Origin of the sequence: Aliiruegeria sabulilitoris (assembly GCF_001558155.1) — a bacterium.
In the GTDB taxonomy this organism is placed as follows: Bacteria; Pseudomonadota; Alphaproteobacteria; order Rhodobacterales; family Rhodobacteraceae; genus Tropicimonas; species Tropicimonas sabulilitoris.
This window is the reverse complement of record NZ_LOAS01000033.1, coordinates 13,763-29,118: the sequence shown is the minus strand read 5'-3', so window position 1 is coordinate 29,118 and position 15,356 is coordinate 13,763. Positions and strand designations below refer to the sequence as shown.

Genomic DNA, 15,356 nt, shown 5'->3' with positions numbered 1-15,356 from the left:
TTTTCTCCCGGGACTGCGATCTGCCGATATCTCCCTTTTTCGCGATTGGCCGACATTCAGAATCAAAATAATTGCTTTCTGGACGTTTCCCCCGATGGCAATGCTGCGCCAGCCTCTGTCGAACAGATCTGGACAAACGCCCCACATAGATTCACCCTCGATCCAACCTGACACATTATGGGATTACACAGCGAATGCGGCTCGGTTTCATCGGTACTGGAGCGATCACGGAAGCCATCGTGACCGGGTTGTTGCGCACGGAAGCGGAGGTTGGAGAGATCCTGCTTTCTGAAAGGAACCGCACGGTTTCCGCACGGCTGGAGGCGGCCAGCGCGCGCGTGCGCGTCTGCGCCGACAACCAGCAGATTGCCGAGACGAGCGACCTGCTCTTCCTGGCCGTTCGCCCGCAGGATGCCCACGCGGTGCTTGAACCGCTGCGCCTGCGCGAGGGCCAGCATGTCTGCAGCCTCATCGCGACCATCCCGTCAGAGACGCTGCAAGGCTGGTTCCGCACCCCGGTCCGCATTTTCCGGGCGATCCCGCTCCCCGCGGTCGCCGAATTGCGCGGTGTCACGGCGCTCTTTCCGAACGATCCGGTGGGCGAGGCGCTTTTCGGGCCGCTCGGAACGGTTGTCGCGGCAAGATCGCTCGACGAGTTCGACGCCTATGCCACCGCCAGCGCATTGATGGGGACCTATTTCGGCATTCTCGAAACGGCGACGGACTGGATGTGCGAAACCGGCATCGAGCGCGACACGGCGCAAGCCTATCTCACCCCGGTCTTCCTGGGGCTGGCGAGAACAGCCGCGGAAGCCCCGGAAAGGAGCTTTTCGACCCTTCGCGATGAACATTCCACGCCGGGCGGGCTGAACGAGCAGGTCTTTTCAACCTTTGCCGCCAACGGCGGCACCGAGGCATTGACGAAAGCCCTGAACGCGGCCGGGGCACGGGTTCGCAACGCGCGAACCTAGATGAAACCTCGGGCACGAAACTCGTACGAGGCGCCCGTTATGAGGATGCCTTCCCCTCGGGCAATGGAATCAGAGGATTGTCGGCAGGCCAAATCTTGTTACGACTAGGGCTGGGGTTTTTCAGCAAGGACATAGGCCGATGCGCATTCTACGCGAGCCACTTTTTCATTTCTTCCTGCTGGGACTGCTGCTGTTCGGATGGTTCTTCTGGCTGAACCCCGCCGATCCGAACGACGCGGCCTCTGATCGCATTGTCATCGACGTGCAGGATATCGCGCGACTGACGGCGCAATTCGAGGCGACCTGGCGGCGGCCGCCGACGGAGGCGGAATTGCAGGGCCTCCTGGACTCGCTGGTGAGGGAGGAAGTCCTGGTGCGCGAGGCCCAGTTGCTTGGGTTGGATCAGGGTGACGGGGCGATCCGGAACCGCCTTGCCCAGAAGATGACTTTCCTGACGACCTCTGTGGCACAATCGATCGAGCCGGATGACGAGGTCTTGCGCGCCTACATGGACCAGAACCAGGAGCGTTTCGCCTTTCCACCGCGTGTTTCCTTCGAGCAAATCCTGCTGAAACCGGAGGAGGAAGCGGGCGATGTATTGGCCGCCCTGAACACCGGAGCAGATCCAACGCAACTGGGTGCGGCGACGCTGCTGCCGGCGGAGATCCCGCTGAGCATCGCGGCCTCGGTCGATGGCCTGCTGGGTCGTGGGACCTTTGAGCAGCTGGCCGAGCTACCGGAGGGCCGCTGGTCCGGCCCGGTTCAGTCCGGCTATGGCCTGCACGTGGTGCGGCTGACCGGGCGGGAACCCGGCGCCCTGCCCCCATTCGACGAGATCCGCGACCGGGTGCTGCAGGATTGGCGTAGCAAGCAATCCGAGGAACTGACCGCGGCGCAGTTGAAATCTCTCAAGTCCAAATACGAGATCGTGCTGCCGGAACCACTGGCCACCACCGAAGGCGCGTCGCAATGAGGGTCGTTCTGCACCTCGCCCTCGGGCTCTTCCTTTTGATGGCATCGCTGGGCACAGCCTCCGCTCATGCGTTGGAGCCGGGCTATCTCGACCTGCGGCAGCTGACGCCCGAAAGCTGGCAGGTGTTCTGGCGCAAGCCGGATGTCAACGGCGCGCCCATGGCCATCGACGCAACGCTTCCCGAAACCTGCACACCCGCGACGGGCGGCGAGGCCAAGTCCGACGGCTACGCCTGGATCACCGCCTGGGTCGCCAATTGCCCGGACGGGATCGGGGGCGGCGAGGTCCGCATCCCGGGGCTGCAACTGCAGCGCACGGACGTGCTGCTGCGCCTGCAACCGCTGGAGATGCCGGCCACGACCGCGCGGCTGACCCCGAACGCGCCCGCCTATACTGTGCCGGAAACCCTCTCGGGCGGCGCGGTGTTCCTGAGCTATCTCGGCCTCGGCTTCGAGCATATCCTCGAAGGATGGGACCACCTTCTGTTCGTTTTTGCCCTGCTGGTTCTGATCCGCGATCCTTGGCGGCTCGTGGGTGCGATTACCGCCTTCACCCTGGCGCATTCCATCACGCTGGCTCTTGCCGCGCTCGGCCATGTCAGCGTACCCGGCCCGCCGGTCGAGGCCTGTATCGCGCTGTCTATCGTCTTTCTTGCCGTCGAGATCCTCAAGCACGAGGACGGCGCGGCGCGGCTCTCAGAACGCGCGCCATGGATCGTCTCCTTCAGTTTCGGCCTGCTGCACGGGTTGGGCTTTGCCGGCGCGCTGATCGAGATCGGCCTTCCGACGGGGGATATCCCCATCGCACTTCTGGCCTTCAATGTCGGAGTCGAACTTGGCCAGCTCGCATTTGTCGGCGGGGTAATGGCGTGTTTCGTGCTGCTGCGCGCTGTATGGCCGGGCCTGGTGCGCGCTTTCCGCAAGGCGCATTCCACGGGCATATCCGTCCTGGGTTACTCGATCGGCGGCGTCGCGACCTTCTGGCTCGTCGAACGGGTTGCGGGTTTCTGAACAGACCCGCACCGTCCCCGGAAGATCCCAAGAGTCAGACAATTTGGTCTGCGCGGGTAATGTTGTTATAAAGGGAGAAATTTCCCTCAGATGATCTAATGTCGGTTTCACGGTTTAAAGGAAATTCAGGTTCAAAAGCACACAATCCGTCCGGGGAGGGACACCGATGAAGCTTCGAACGACAGTCGCCATTTGCACAACACTTGCCGCATTTCCCGCTTCCGCCCAGTTTATTCCAAGCGCGGAATCCGTCGAAGGCCTCTATCCCGGCAAGGCCTATTCGCCCTATGCCCAGCGGAGCTTCCCGTCCAATGTCTTTTGGGGCGATACCCATCTTCACACCGGCTACTCCATGGATGCCGGCCTGTTCGGCAATACAACCGGCCATGACACCGCCTATAAATTCGCACGCGGCGAGGAGGTAACCTCTGCCTCCGGCCTGCCTGTCCGGCTGGCTCGGCCGCTCGATTGGCTGGTGCTGGCAGACCATTCGGATGGCATGGGCTTGATCTTCGACATGCTCGACCAGAAACCCAACGTCATGGCATTCGAACAATCCCGAAACTGGGCCGAAGGACTGGCCGAAGGCGGTGAGGCGAGCACGCAAGCCGCGCTGGACCTGATCACGACCTTTTCGCAGGGCGCGATCGATCCGGATCTGATGGCGCAATACTCGCCCGGATCGCCAATCTACCGCTCGGTCTGGGAAACCGTGATCGAGAAGGCCGAAGAGTACAACACCCCGGGCGTCTTCACTGCCTTTATCGGCTTTGAGTGGACCTCGCTCTACAAAGGGAACAACCTGCACCGCAACGTCGTACTTCGCGATAACGCGGACAAGGCGCTGATGGTGGACCCGCTGGTGACGCAGCCGCCCGTGGGCTCGACGGACCCGCTCGATCTTTATTCCTGGCTGGAAGACTACGAGAGCAAGACCGGCGGTTACGCTTTCTCGCTGGCCCATAACGGTAACCTGTCGAACGGTCTGATGTTCCCGACCGAACAGCAATATACCGGCGCCCCGATTAACGAAAACTACGTCACGCTGCGCAACAAATGGGAGCCGCTCTATGAGTTCACCCAGATCAAGGGGGATGGCGAGACTCACCCGGTGCTCAGCCCCGAGGACGAATTTGCCGATTACGAGACCTGGGATGCGGGCAACCTGGACCTGAGCGAGGCCAAGACCGAAGCAATGCTCAAGGGCGAATATGCCCGCGAGGCTCTGAAACAGGGCCTTGCGCTGGAGAAGAAGCTCGGCGTGAACCCCTACAAGTTCGGCGCCGTCGGCTCGACCGACAGCCACACTTCGCTCGCCACCGCGGATTCGGACAATTACTTCGGCAAGGCCACCAATGCCGAACCGAACCTGACCCGGATGACCCACCCTTTCACCAAGACGGATAAAGGCGTGTTCGAAGGTTTCGAGCTGGTCGCGTCCGGCTATACCGGCGTCTGGGCCGAGGAGAACACGCGCAAGGCGCTCTGGGACGCGATGGTGCGCCGGGAGACCTATGCCACCACCGGGCCGCGCATGATGGTACGCTTCTTCGGCGGCTGGGATTTCAACGAGAATGACCTGCGCGGTCGCCAACCTGCCTTTGCCGGCTACCAGCGCGGCGTGCCCATGGGCGGCGACCTGCGCGCGGCGCCCGAGGGGGCCGAAGCGCCGACCTTCATGGTCTATGCGCTGCGAGATCCGATTGGCGCCAATCTCGACCGCATCCAGATCGTCAAGGGCTGGATCGACGAGGCCGGCGACCTGCACGAGAAGGTCTATAACGTGGCATGGTCCGCCGGGCGCGAGATGGATGACGCAGGCAAGCTGCCGCCGGTTGGCGACACGGTCGATCTGGAGGCGGCGAGCTATGCCAATACAATTGGTGCGCCGGAGCTGCTGACCATCTGGTCGGACCCGGAATTCGACGCCGCGCAGTCCGCTTTCTACTACGCCCGCGTCCTCGAGATCCCGACACCCCGCTGGGTCGTCTATGACCAGCTTCGGCTTGGTGTCGAGATCCCCGAAGCGGCCCAGAAAGTACATCAGGAACGGGCCTACACATCCGCCATCTGGTACGCGCCAGAGGAGTGACGCGACCGGCCAGCCCGGCGGCGCGACAGTCGCCGGGACGGTGTTCATCCGGAAAAGGGCAGGCTACCATTGGAGGGACCCTGCGCTTACCCGGAAGGAACAAGCCGTGGACAAACAGCAATCCCGCGCCGCAAACGCTACCATGATGGCCGTCGTGACCACCGGCAATGGTGGCTATGACAAGCTCGATTACCGCGCGGTGCCGGTTCCCGTCCCCGGACCGAACGAGGTGCTGATCCGGGTGTTGGCGGCAGGCGTCAACAACACGGAGATCAACACAAGGCTGGGCTGGTACTCGTCGAGCGTGACAACCGATACCAGCACGGCGGCGACAGTTCAGGAAGCAAGCGCCGAGCAGAAGGCCGATGGCGGCTGGAGCGCCGCGACCCCGTTCCCGCTGATCCAGGGGACCGATTGCTGCGGCAAGGTTGTGCAGGCCGGCGGCGACGCGGGCGCGGAGCTGATCGGCAAGCGGGTTCTGGTGCGGGCCTGTATGCGTCCGAACGGCTTCGACGATATGGAAAATGTCTGGATGGCCTCGGATTTCGACGGTGCTTTCGCCGAATTTGTGAAGGTTCCGGCAAGCGAGGTCTTTGCCGTGGACTGCGATTGGTCCGATGCGGAACTTGCGACCATTCCCTGCGCTTATGGCACATCCGAAAACATGCTGCAGCGCGCGGCTGTCGGGCCGGGCGATCTCGTGCTGGTGGCCGGGGCGTCCGGCGGTGTGGGCTCCGCGACGGTGCAACTCGCCAAGCGGCGCGGCGCGCGGGTGGCGGCGATCACCAGCGCGGCCAAGGCCCATCTGCTGCGCGATCTTGGTGCCGAGATCGTTCTGGACCGAAAGGACGACCTCGTCGGCACGCTGGGCGATAGCACGGTCGATGTTATCGTGGACAATGTGGGCGGCCCGAATTTCCCGCAGATGCTCAAATTGCTGAAACGCGGCGGTCGCTATGTCTCCTCGGGCGCGATTGCCGGCCCCATCGTCAGCCTCGACATGCGGGATATGTATCTCAAGGACATCACGCTCATCGGCTGCACAGCCTGGGACGCGCCCGTCTTTCCGAATCTGGTCGGCTATATCGAGCGCGGCGAAATCCGTCCGTTGCTGGCCGGTGTCTACCCGCTCGACCAGATCGCGGAGGCCCAGCGGGAATTCCTGAAGAAAACGCATCTGGGGAATTTCGTTCTGGTACCGCCAAATTGCAGCTTCACGGAAATATAATACGCTTGACGCATACAGCAATTGGTTGGCGACAACCGGACGGCTGGTATCGTATGACGGGTGTCGAATGAGAATGATTTGTTCAGTCAAGTGACCCGAAGAACCGCAGGCCGGCAATTCGGGAGGAAGGCAGAGGATATGGATCGGAACGCGAAACGTGGAATGATGCGGTCCGGGCTTCTGGCTTTGGCGTGCACGGTTCAGGCCAGTCTCGCCTGGGCCCAGACGACAACGCCGGAATCGCTTTTTCAGCAGGCCCGCACGCTGGTGGACGCCACGGCTGCCCCCTATGACACCTCAGAAGCCGCGCAATTGCGGCAGGCACGCGAGATCCTGGACCGGATCATTTCCGAATTCCCGGCCTCCGACCTGTCCGTTCGCGTGCTCATCCAGGACACGATCGACGGGCTGGACGTGGCCCGCCTCGATGCCGAGATCGCCACCTTGCCAACGGCAGACGCAGCCCCCGCCTTCCCCGTCATCCCGCCCCCGCAGACCGGCCAACCCGAACCGGCCGGTACGGCAAATGCGGCTTTCCCGGTCATCCCGATGGCGCCGGGCACAGCGGCGCAAACCGAAGGGGCGGCGGAAAGCCCGACCACGGGGGCCTTCCCGGTAATTCCGATGGTACAGGACACTGCCCCCGCCACTTCGGCAACGGCTTCTGGCGGACAGGCCACGAGCGCTTTCCCCGTCATCGCGCCGCCTTCCGCCCCTGCCACGGCAGACCCGGAGACGATGGTTTCGGAAAGCCTGCGCAGTGTCGGGAACTGCTATGTCAGCACCCAAGGTGCCGACGGCGGCGAACGGGTCATTGTCGAGGTCGATATCGACGGCCAGGGACAGGTTGCGGCCATGCCCCGGCTGCTGGAACCGGTGGCGCCCTCCGCCAGCGCGCGGCAGCTTTTCATCACCCTCGTCACGGCGCTGGATAGCTGTTCGCCCTATGCCGCCGGAGCTGCCGGTAGCTACAGGATCGCTGCCACCGCCGATGGCGTCGAGCGGGTGGACACGTCCGGCGCCCCGATAACGGCCGCGCCCACAACCTCCGAAGCCGCAATCATCGCTCCGGCCTATTGGGTGGCCGCCAGCAAGGACACGCAGGATGCGCTCGAACTCTCCCGCCGGGAGAAGGCCGAGTTGCAGGCCCGGCTCACCGCGATGGGCTATAATCCACGCGGCATTGACGGCGTTCCGGGCAATGGCACCCGCGAAGCGCTGTCCCAATGGCAGGCAGCGGCCGGCATTCCCGCAACCGGTTATCTCGACCAGCCGCAGATGACCGCCTTCCTGCAGCAATCCAACCCCGCCTACGAGGCCTGGTTGCTGGATGACGCGAACAAGGCCAAGGTCGAGGCCGCAGCAACGGAACGGGCCGCCACCAAGAAATCCTCCGGCCGCGCCAAAACACCGCCGGGCTATTTCTGGTACAAGGGGCGGCTATGCAAGAAAGTGTTCGGAAACGCGGTGATTTCCTGCAAGTAGCCGCGGGAAACGAGCCAGAACGCGTATCGGTAACCACGGAGGCAGGATGTCGATCTTGTTGATCCACACCGGCGGGACGATCGGGATGGACCGTACCGAGGACGGTTTCGCCCCCCGTATCGGCGTGGTCGAAGGCGAGGTGCAAAGGCTGCTCGATGACGGGCGCGTGACAACGCCGGTCAAGGTCTGTCGACTGGACCCGCTGATCGATTCCGCGCAGGCGACGCCGCGCGACTGGACCCGCGTCGCGCGCACGATCTTCGAGGCACGCGATGATTTCGACAGCTTCGTGGTGACCCACGGCACCGACACGCTGGCCTATACCGCCGGCGCTCTGTGCCTCTCGCTGCCGGGGCTTCGCAAGGCCGTCATCGTGACGGGCTCCATGTTGCCGCTGACCGTGGAGGGCAATGACGGGCAGAAAAACCTCTTCGACGCGCTCAGCGTGGTCCGCGATGCCGCGCCGGGCGTACAGGTTCAGTTCGCCGGCCACCTGCTGCACGGCGCGCGGATCCGCAAATCCCACTCCCATGCATTCGACGCCTTCAGGGACGTGCCGAGCGCGGAGCCGCCGGTTGTTGCGGCCAGGACGCCCGGCCTGATCGAGCTGCGTGAGCAGAATGTCGGGATGCTCTCGGTCACGCCCGGCCCCTCTGCCGACCTGGTGGGTTTTGCGGCGGAAAACTGCGACGGGCTGGTGCTGCGCTGCTTCGGTTCCGGAACGGCCCCCGATACACCGGAGCTGCGCGCGGCCCTTGCACGCGCCTATCAAAAGCAGGTGCCGGTCGTCGCGGTCAGCCAATGCCCCGAAGGCGGCATGCGTCTGGGCACCTATGCCGCCGGCAAGGTCATGCGAGACACCGGCGTTGTCGACGGCCGGGACATGAGCCCGGAAATGGCCTTCGCCAAGATGCAGTTCAGCCTGACGAAATTCACGGATTTCGAAGCGCGCCGCGCCTATCTCGCCGCCAGCCAGTGCGGAGAAATGACCACCTGAAGCACGGCAATATCACTCCGGCATGCGCTTCTGGCTTTTCCGGTCCCCGGCCGATCTGCGTCCCATTGTCCCCGAACCTGCAGCAGAGTTTGGCGATTGACTTGTGAAATGAACTACTTACCCTGAAGCCATGCGGCGGGCCGCAAAACACGAGGTTTTTCTTTCTACCTGACGCAAGTATTCCAGCGATCCGCATGGGGCAAATCCTGCCAAGAAAAGGGAAATCCGCCCTCTGCCGCAGCTGGCCTGTACAATCCAGTGTGGATTGCACCGAAAGCATAAAGAGGGACAACAGAAATGGGTTTTCTAGAGTTTATCTTCGGAAAGATCGGCGACCTGACATGGGGGTGGTCACTGATCCCCATCCTGGTCGTATTCGGTCTGTTCATCACGATCACCACTGGCTTTGTCCAGTTTCGGTTCTTCAAGCGCATGTTCCGCGTGCTGTCGAACTCCAACCAGTCGGCCGACCCGAACAAGATCTCGGCCCGCGAGGCCCTGTTGGTCTCGGTTGGCGGACGCGTGGGCGGTGGCAATATCGCGGGCGTCGCGGTTGCCATCACCCTTGGCGGCCCGGGAGCGGTGTTCTGGATGTGGGCGGTTGCCCTGATCGGCATGGCCACGAGCCTCGTGGAATGCTCGCTCGCACAACTCTTCAAGCGCAAGACGGGCGAGAACGAATATCGCGGTGGCCCGGCCCGCTCGATCCTGCATGGACTGGGTGAGGAATACCGCTGGCTGGCCATCGTCTACGCGATCTGCCTGATCGCCGCCTTCGGCCTCGGTTTCAACGCCTTCCAGGGCAACACCGTTGCCGGCGCGATCAAGGACAGCATGGGGATCGACCGGCTCTATTCCGGTGCCGCGCTCGCCGCCGTCTCCGGCATCATCATCTTCGGGGGCATCCACCGGATCGCCAAGACCGCAGATGTGGTCGTTCCGATCATGGCCGTCGGCTATCTCGGCATGGCGCTGATCGTCATCCTGCTGAACATCACCTCGGTACCGGGTGTGATATATGACATCGTGGCCAATGCCTTCGGCTTTGAAGAAGCCGTCGGCGGCGGCATGGGAGCGGCCATTGCGCAGGGCATGCGCCGGGGTCTGTTTTCGAACGAGGCCGGCCTCGGTTCGGCACCGAACGTCGCCGCAACCGCAGAGGTCAGACACCCGATCAGCCAAGGTATCACCCAGAGCTTCTCGGTTTTCATCGACACGATCATCATCTGCTCCTGTACCGCGTTCGTCATCCTTCTGGGCGATGTCTACGTGCCGGGCGCCGAAGGCATTGATGGCGTGGCGCTGACCCAGCAATCCATGGTCTCGCATCTGGGCGGATGGGTGCAATATTTCCTGACCGGGGCGATCCTGCTCTTCTCCTTCTCGTCGATCATCTACAACTACTACTTGGGCGAGAACGCGATGACCGTCCTGTCGGAGAAGCCCGTGGCGATCCTGATCCTTCGAATCGCGATCATCGGCATCGTGTTCATCGGCGCGACAGCACCCGCCGCGACGGCCGTCTTCTTCTTCTCCGATCCGATGATGGGGATTCTGGCGCTGGTCAACCTGCTGGCGATCATGATGCTCTTCCCGGTTGCCATGCGCCTACTGCGCGACTTCCAGGCACAGCTCAAAGCGGGGATCGAACGCCCGGTACTCAACCCGGACGATTACGCCGATCTCGACATCGACCACGAAGCCTGGAAGATGCCGACAAACTGACCTGCTCCAAAGGTCCATGCAAAGAAGACCGGGCGTTGTCGTCCGGTCTTTTCATTGTGGCTCAGGTCATTTCGGGGCTCAAACCGCCGGCACCTGCTGCGTGATGCAGTGGATATTGCCGCCACCGAGCAGGATCTCACGCGCCGCGACACCGACGATCTCGTGTTCCGGGAACGCCGCCTGCAGCACCTGGCGGGCCGGATCGTCCCATTTCGGGTCCAACAGCGGCATGATGATGCGGCCGTTGGTGATCAGGAAATTGGCATAGGAACCGGCCAGTCGCTGGCCGGCCTCCCGCTCCATCCCGTCCGACATGTCGATGCCTGCGGCTTCCCGCTCGGTGAGGTAGAGCGGGCCCGGTATGTGTATCTTGTGGATCTTGAGGGTGCGGTCCTTCGCGTCTGTCGCGTTGGACAGGAACGCGAAGGCCCGTTGCGAGATCTCGTATTGCGGGTCCCGTGTGTCTTCGGTCCAGGAGAGGATCACCTCGCCGGGTTTCACGACATGCATCAGGTTGTCGATATGGCCGTTGGTTTCGTCATTGAACAGACCCTCGGGCAGCCATAGCACCTTCTCGACCCCGAGATTGTCCTTCAGAACCTGTTCGATCTCGTCCTGGCTCATGTTGGCGTTGCGCGACGGATGCAGCAGACATTCCTCGTTGGTGAAGAGCGTGCCGTCGCCATCGGTGTGAATCGCACCACCTTCGAGGATGATCCCCGCTTTGTAGCTGTCATCGCGCAGAATCTCGCAGATCTTGCCAGCGACCTGATCGTCCTTGTCCCAGGGGAAATAGAGCCCGTCCACAAGACCACCCCAGGCGTTGAAGTCCCACTGGATGCCACGACGCTCGCCCTGTCCATTCGTCACATAGGTCGGGCCGATATCGCGCATCCAGCTGTCATTGGTCGACATTTCGACCACGCGGATATTCTCCGGAAGCCGGCCGCGCGCATTCTCGTACTGAGCCGCGGAGACCGCCATGGTGACCGGCGTCACTTCGGCGATTGCCCTGGCGACCTCGACAAAGCACCCTTGCGCGGGCTTGGCGCCATCGCGCCAATTGTCGCTGCGCTCGGGCCAGGCCATCCAGATCTCGGCATGAGGTTCGTGTTCGCCCGGCATGTCGAAGCCATCTGCGGCTGGCTTGGTTTTGCAAACTTTTGCCATTCTTCTTGTCCTGTCTAGAAAGGGATTCAGAGAGGCGTGGGGGCCACGGTGACCACGGCCCGGCCCCTTGTCAAATCATCGGGTGAGTTATGCCGCAACATCTATCGCGCCCATGCGGTTCCCGGTCCTTGAAAGAAATGGTTCCCCAAGGCTAGCGGCGGTTGAAACACCAACGGCGACAATGGGCTTCACTTCTTCCTCGAAACTGGACATTCCGCCGAAACGCACTGTGCTCGTCTTGCGCCGAAACGGCGCACAACTCGCGCGATTTTCGCAGAACTCCACGAAAAACAACGGATAACAGCGATCACGTCCACGACGACCAAAAAGCCCTTGTTTCTCTGAGCCTGCCTCGATAGACGGGTCGACGGAGATGTGGCCGAGTGGTCGAAGGCGCTCCCCTGCTAAGGGAGTAGGCGGGAAACCGTCTCGAGGGTTCGAATCCCTTCGTCTCCGCCACTTTTCAATGACTTAGGTGAAATACACACGACCTGACGCGACAGCGTGTGTGCCTTGAGTGTGTAGAATAGACATCGCTTTCCGAGTCGGTCCGACGCGCCCTTGCCCGGAATGCCCTGCTTGCCCGTTCCCCTTCAACAGCAGGGAGGGATGCCCGACCCGCATCGGAAAAGTGTAGTATTACTACACTTCGCCCCGGCAGTAGGGAGGGAGTTTTGTTCGTTCCCCTTCGACAGGAGGCAAATGCGCATTCGAATGCGTATTTCGGCGCTATCGGTCTTGTCATCATCGTCGGCGTCGTCAAGCCCTTCTCCAAAGGCCAACCTGACTTCTTGCGGGTGGAGAACGTCGACTGGGTTATCCCCCCAATGCGCGCACATGCCGGTGACCGTGTCCACCTTGTCCTTTTACGGTCTTGTCGGGTCTATCGTAACCGCTACGGTCGGTGCGGTGATCCTTTTGGCAGTCATTGGATTTTTCAAGAAGTCGACCTGAATGTATGCGTGCGCTGCGATCGGTAGCGACTTTTGCCCCATCGAGTGTTGATTTCCGCTGAGAAGTGACCCGGTAGCCCCTCAAATTTCCACTGAGAATTGACCCATGTGAACACGTTGCCCTGACGGTTTCGGTCGGGGAGATATGGAGTGATCGACATGGGATTTTTGAGTGTTATCCGACGCTGGGCATTGCGTGACAAAATGCCAATCCGCGAGATTTCGCGGCGCACGGGCCTGTCTCGCAACACCATCAGAAAGTATCTGCGTGAGGGCGCGGTGGAGCCGAAGTTCAAGACGCCATCGCGGCCGAGCAAGCTTGATCCCTATACGGATCGTCTTTCGGCCTGGCTGCTTGCGCAGACACGCCAGCCGCGCAAGGAACGCCGAACTGTGAAGCAGATGCATGCTGATCTGGTGAAGCTTGGCTATGATGGCTCCTACGGGCGCGTGGCGTCTTTTGCCCGCGCATGGCGCGCGGACTGGCACCGGGCTGCTTGCGCCAGGATGCCCAGGCAGAAACCGCTCTCATTGATATCTTTGGATCGCCTTGGGAAAGAACTTTAGGCGGGGCCGCAAGTCTGGCACTGGAAACCGAACCTTGAGTTCGAACCCCCATCTCTCCGCAACCCACCTACCCTATTGATATTAAATTTAAAAATACCTTTTCCCGGTCGATTCTCCCGCTCCTTGCGCCTCCACCGCCTTTGCAGAGACTCCCTTGAGACGGTTCAGAAGGAAAACGAAAGCGGGAAGCGGATGTACATCATCACCGCCAAGCGGATGACCCCCTCGCTCGTCTTGAAATACTTGAACGGGATGCGTTTCGTCATCCGCGGACGCTACGCAGCCCCTTGCCCCATCGCAAGCCAGGTTCCTTTGACACCGCCAGGAAAAGTCCAACCTCAATTAGCTTTGTTTTTTTAAGAGCTGACAGAATTTACCCGGCCGCCCCGACATGGTACAAAATCTATTATCCGGGGTGGAAAATCGAGACATGCTGCGCGGCGTCCTTGCGATTACCATTTTTCTAGTAGCCACGTCATTGGCGTCTGCCGAAGGCCGCTATGCGCTCCTGATTGGAAATGCGGATTACGCAACGGTCGAGGATCTGAAAAACACGAAGAACGATGCGCGCGATCTTGGCCTCGTTTTTTCGAAGTTGGGCTATGACGTCACCGTCCTATACGATCTCTCCCGCGCCGAAATGGTGCAGACATTGGGCGAGTTTAGGCGGCGCACCCACGGCGCCGATCACGCCATAATCTATTATGCCGGACATGGAGTCGAGATTGACCGGGAAAACTTCCTGATCCCGGTCGACGCTGTTCTCAAGACCGACCTCGACATAAAATACGAGACCGTGCCTCTTGAGTTGCTGTCCGATTCCACGGCCGGCGCGTCCGATCTGAGCCTGGTTATCTTGGATGCCTGCCGCAACAACCCCTTCATCGCCGCGATGACACGATCCTGGTCCACCCGTTCCCTCGGGCGCGGCCTGGCAGAGGTCGAACCCACGGCGCATTCGCTGGTGGCCTTCGCGGCGCGGGAGGGGACAGTTGCGCAGGATGGTGTCGGGCGGAATGGCCCTTATGCCAAGGCGTTGATGGAGGTGCTGGCCTTGCCGGGCGTCGAGATCAACTTCGTCTTCCGCATGGTCCATGACCGGGTTCTGGAAGCGACCATGCACCGGCAACAGCCGCATATCTACGGGGCGCTCTCTTCCCGGCTGATATACATACATCCCCCCGAGACGGCTGCGCAGGAACCGGAGGAGGCTTTGGAGTTGGCGCTGTGGCGGGAAGTGTCCAGTGGCGGAACCGAGGCGGAGTACCGGGCCTATCTGGAAGCTTTTCCGAACGGCGCCTTTGCCGATGTGGCCAGGATCCGGCTCAAGGCCCTGTCGGGCAGTGGGGAGTCCGGGCAAGATCTGTTGGAAGCGTCGCTTCCCGAGGTGCAGGATGGAGTGTCGAGCGGAGCGGCGGGGAGTTTGGATGCGCCCGCCCAATCGGACATTATGCCGGCACGAACCTCCGGGAACTCCGCCGCAGGGGCGGGCTTCCAGCAAGAGCCCGACGCCACTGCATCAAAGGACACGGACCGGAGCGGACAGAGCGGCACCACCCCGCACCTTTTGCCGGATCCAACCGCTCTGGCATCGGCCAGGCGACCCGGCTTGGAGAGCGTCGAGACCTGTTTTAGAGGAGCGTCCGCGCAGGCGGGCGGAAGCAAGATCCTTGTCGAGGTCGCCATCGATCTTGACGGAGACGTCGCGGATTTGCCGACACTCCTTGAGCCGTCCGACCCGAGCCCGTCCGATCGTGCCCTGTTCGTGAAGCTGGCTTCCGCGCTGGACAAATGCGCTCCTTACGCCGTGCCAAGAGCCGGTAGGTATCGCCTCTCCACCTCGGGTGGGGCCGTTCATTTGCTGGACGGGCTGGCCGACGGATCAGGGGGTTCCGCGACCAAACGGGTGGGTCTGAAACTGGTCGCGGCCTGTTTCGAACCGCCCTCTGGATATGCCGGAGGCAAGGACGTCGTTGTTGAAGTGGAGATCGATGCCGCGGGAAATGTTGCTGACCTGCCGAGGCTTCTTGCGCCGCGAGAACCGACCTCCTCGGATCGTGCGCTTTTCGTGAAACTCGCCTCCGCCCTGGACAAATGCGCCCCCTATCGCGCGAGTGGCCCCGGCCTGTACCGGCTGCACACGGGGGGCGGTGCCATACGCCTTCTAGAGAGCCGTTAGGCCCAT

The 15,356-nt window shown here is 61.9% G+C and carries 10 protein-coding genes, 1 tRNA gene and 2 pseudogenes; 11 read left to right on the top strand and 2 right to left on the bottom strand.

Annotated features, from left to right (window positions below):
• Nucleotides 1–194 precede the first annotated feature (194 nt).
• The 8 genes from AX756_RS21690 (at nt 195) to AX756_RS21655 (ending at nt 10,481) form a co-directional block, all read left to right on the top strand.
• Nucleotides 195–971 carry a pyrroline-5-carboxylate reductase gene (locus tag AX756_RS21690; protein WP_068317042.1) on the top strand — a complete coding sequence of 259 codons (777 nt, stop codon included), beginning with the start codon at nt 195–197 and terminating at the stop codon, nt 969–971.
• 139 nt (nt 972–1,110) lie between these two features.
• Nucleotides 1,111–1,944, top strand: a complete 834-nt coding sequence (locus tag AX756_RS25815; RefSeq protein ID WP_068317038.1) for a peptidylprolyl isomerase — start codon at nt 1,111–1,113, stop codon at nt 1,942–1,944.
• A complete protein-coding gene (locus tag AX756_RS21680; protein WP_068317036.1) occupies nt 1,941–2,954 on the top strand; it encodes a HupE/UreJ family protein in 1,014 nt (337 codons plus the stop codon). Before AX756_RS25815 ends, AX756_RS21680 begins: the two co-directional genes overlap by 4 nt.
• Before the next feature lie 166 nt (nt 2,955–3,120).
• Nucleotides 3,121–5,046, top strand: coding sequence for a DUF3604 domain-containing protein (locus AX756_RS21675; protein ID WP_068317033.1), 1,926 nt, complete (start codon nt 3,121–3,123; stop codon nt 5,044–5,046).
• 106 nt (nt 5,047–5,152) lie between these two features.
• Entirely contained in the window at nt 5,153–6,274 is a 1,122-nt protein-coding gene (locus AX756_RS21670) for an alcohol dehydrogenase family protein (protein WP_321186390.1), read from the top strand.
• Between the two features lie 138 nt (nt 6,275–6,412).
• Complete coding sequence (locus tag AX756_RS21665) at nt 6,413–7,759, top strand: peptidoglycan-binding protein (RefSeq protein WP_068317028.1); 1,347 nt, start codon at nt 6,413–6,415, stop codon at nt 7,757–7,759.
• 46 nt (nt 7,760–7,805) lie between these two features.
• Entirely contained in the window at nt 7,806–8,756 is a 951-nt protein-coding gene (locus AX756_RS21660; RefSeq protein WP_068317025.1) for an asparaginase, read from the top strand.
• Between the two features lie 297 nt (nt 8,757–9,053).
• Nucleotides 9,054–10,481, top strand: a complete 1,428-nt coding sequence (locus AX756_RS21655) for an alanine/glycine:cation symporter family protein (protein WP_068317022.1) — start codon at nt 9,054–9,056, stop codon at nt 10,479–10,481.
• Nucleotides 10,482–10,559: 78 nt separating this feature from the next.
• On the opposite strand, the gene aguA is transcribed toward AX756_RS21655, so the two are convergent.
• Nucleotides 10,560–11,651: an agmatine deiminase gene (gene aguA, locus AX756_RS21650; RefSeq protein WP_068317020.1), complete on the bottom strand. Its 1,092-nt coding sequence runs from the start codon at nt 11,649–11,651 to the stop codon at nt 10,560–10,562.
• 369 nt (nt 11,652–12,020) lie between these two features.
• Here aguA and AX756_RS21645 point away from each other — a divergent pair.
• Both AX756_RS21645 and AX756_RS21640 read left to right on the top strand, forming a co-directional pair.
• A tRNA-Ser gene (locus AX756_RS21645) sits at nt 12,021–12,110 on the top strand.
• A 653-nt stretch (nt 12,111–12,763) separates the two neighbouring features.
• Nucleotides 12,764–13,087: pseudogene (locus AX756_RS21640) on the top strand (MerR family transcriptional regulator); the annotation flags it as partial.
• 260 nt (nt 13,088–13,347) lie between these two features.
• On the opposite strand, the pseudogene AX756_RS26150 reads toward AX756_RS21640, so the two are convergent.
• Nucleotides 13,348–13,437: pseudogene (locus tag AX756_RS26150) on the bottom strand (IS6 family transposase); the annotation flags it as partial.
• 164 nt (nt 13,438–13,601) lie between these two features.
• On the opposite strand from AX756_RS26150, the gene AX756_RS21635 reads away from it, so the two are divergent.
• Nucleotides 13,602–15,350: a caspase family protein gene (locus AX756_RS21635; RefSeq protein WP_068317013.1), complete on the top strand. Its 1,749-nt coding sequence runs from the start codon at nt 13,602–13,604 to the stop codon at nt 15,348–15,350.
• Nucleotides 15,351–15,356: the final 6 nt, after the last annotated feature.

Bases quoted from the DNA above. Each gene is read 5' to 3' on its own strand.
- AX756_RS21665 (WP_068317028.1), top strand. From the start codon at position 6,413: ATGGATCGGAACGCGAAACGTGGAATGATGCGGTCCGGGCTTCTGGCT.
- AX756_RS21680 (WP_068317036.1), top strand. From the start codon at position 1,941: ATGAGGGTCGTTCTGCACCTCGCCCTCGGGCTCTTCCTTTTGATGGCA.
- AX756_RS21660 (WP_068317025.1), top strand. From the start codon at position 7,806: ATGTCGATCTTGTTGATCCACACCGGCGGGACGATCGGGATGGACCGT.
- AX756_RS21655 (WP_068317022.1), top strand. From the start codon at position 9,054: ATGGGTTTTCTAGAGTTTATCTTCGGAAAGATCGGCGACCTGACATGG.
- AX756_RS25815 (WP_068317038.1), top strand. From the start codon at position 1,111: ATGCGCATTCTACGCGAGCCACTTTTTCATTTCTTCCTGCTGGGACTG.
- AX756_RS21675 (WP_068317033.1), top strand. From the start codon at position 3,121: ATGAAGCTTCGAACGACAGTCGCCATTTGCACAACACTTGCCGCATTT.
- AX756_RS21635 (WP_068317013.1), top strand. From the start codon at position 13,602: ATGCTGCGCGGCGTCCTTGCGATTACCATTTTTCTAGTAGCCACGTCA.
- AX756_RS21690 (WP_068317042.1), top strand. From the start codon at position 195: ATGCGGCTCGGTTTCATCGGTACTGGAGCGATCACGGAAGCCATCGTG.
- aguA (WP_068317020.1), bottom strand. From the start codon at position 11,651: ATGGCAAAAGTTTGCAAAACCAAGCCAGCCGCAGATGGCTTCGACATG.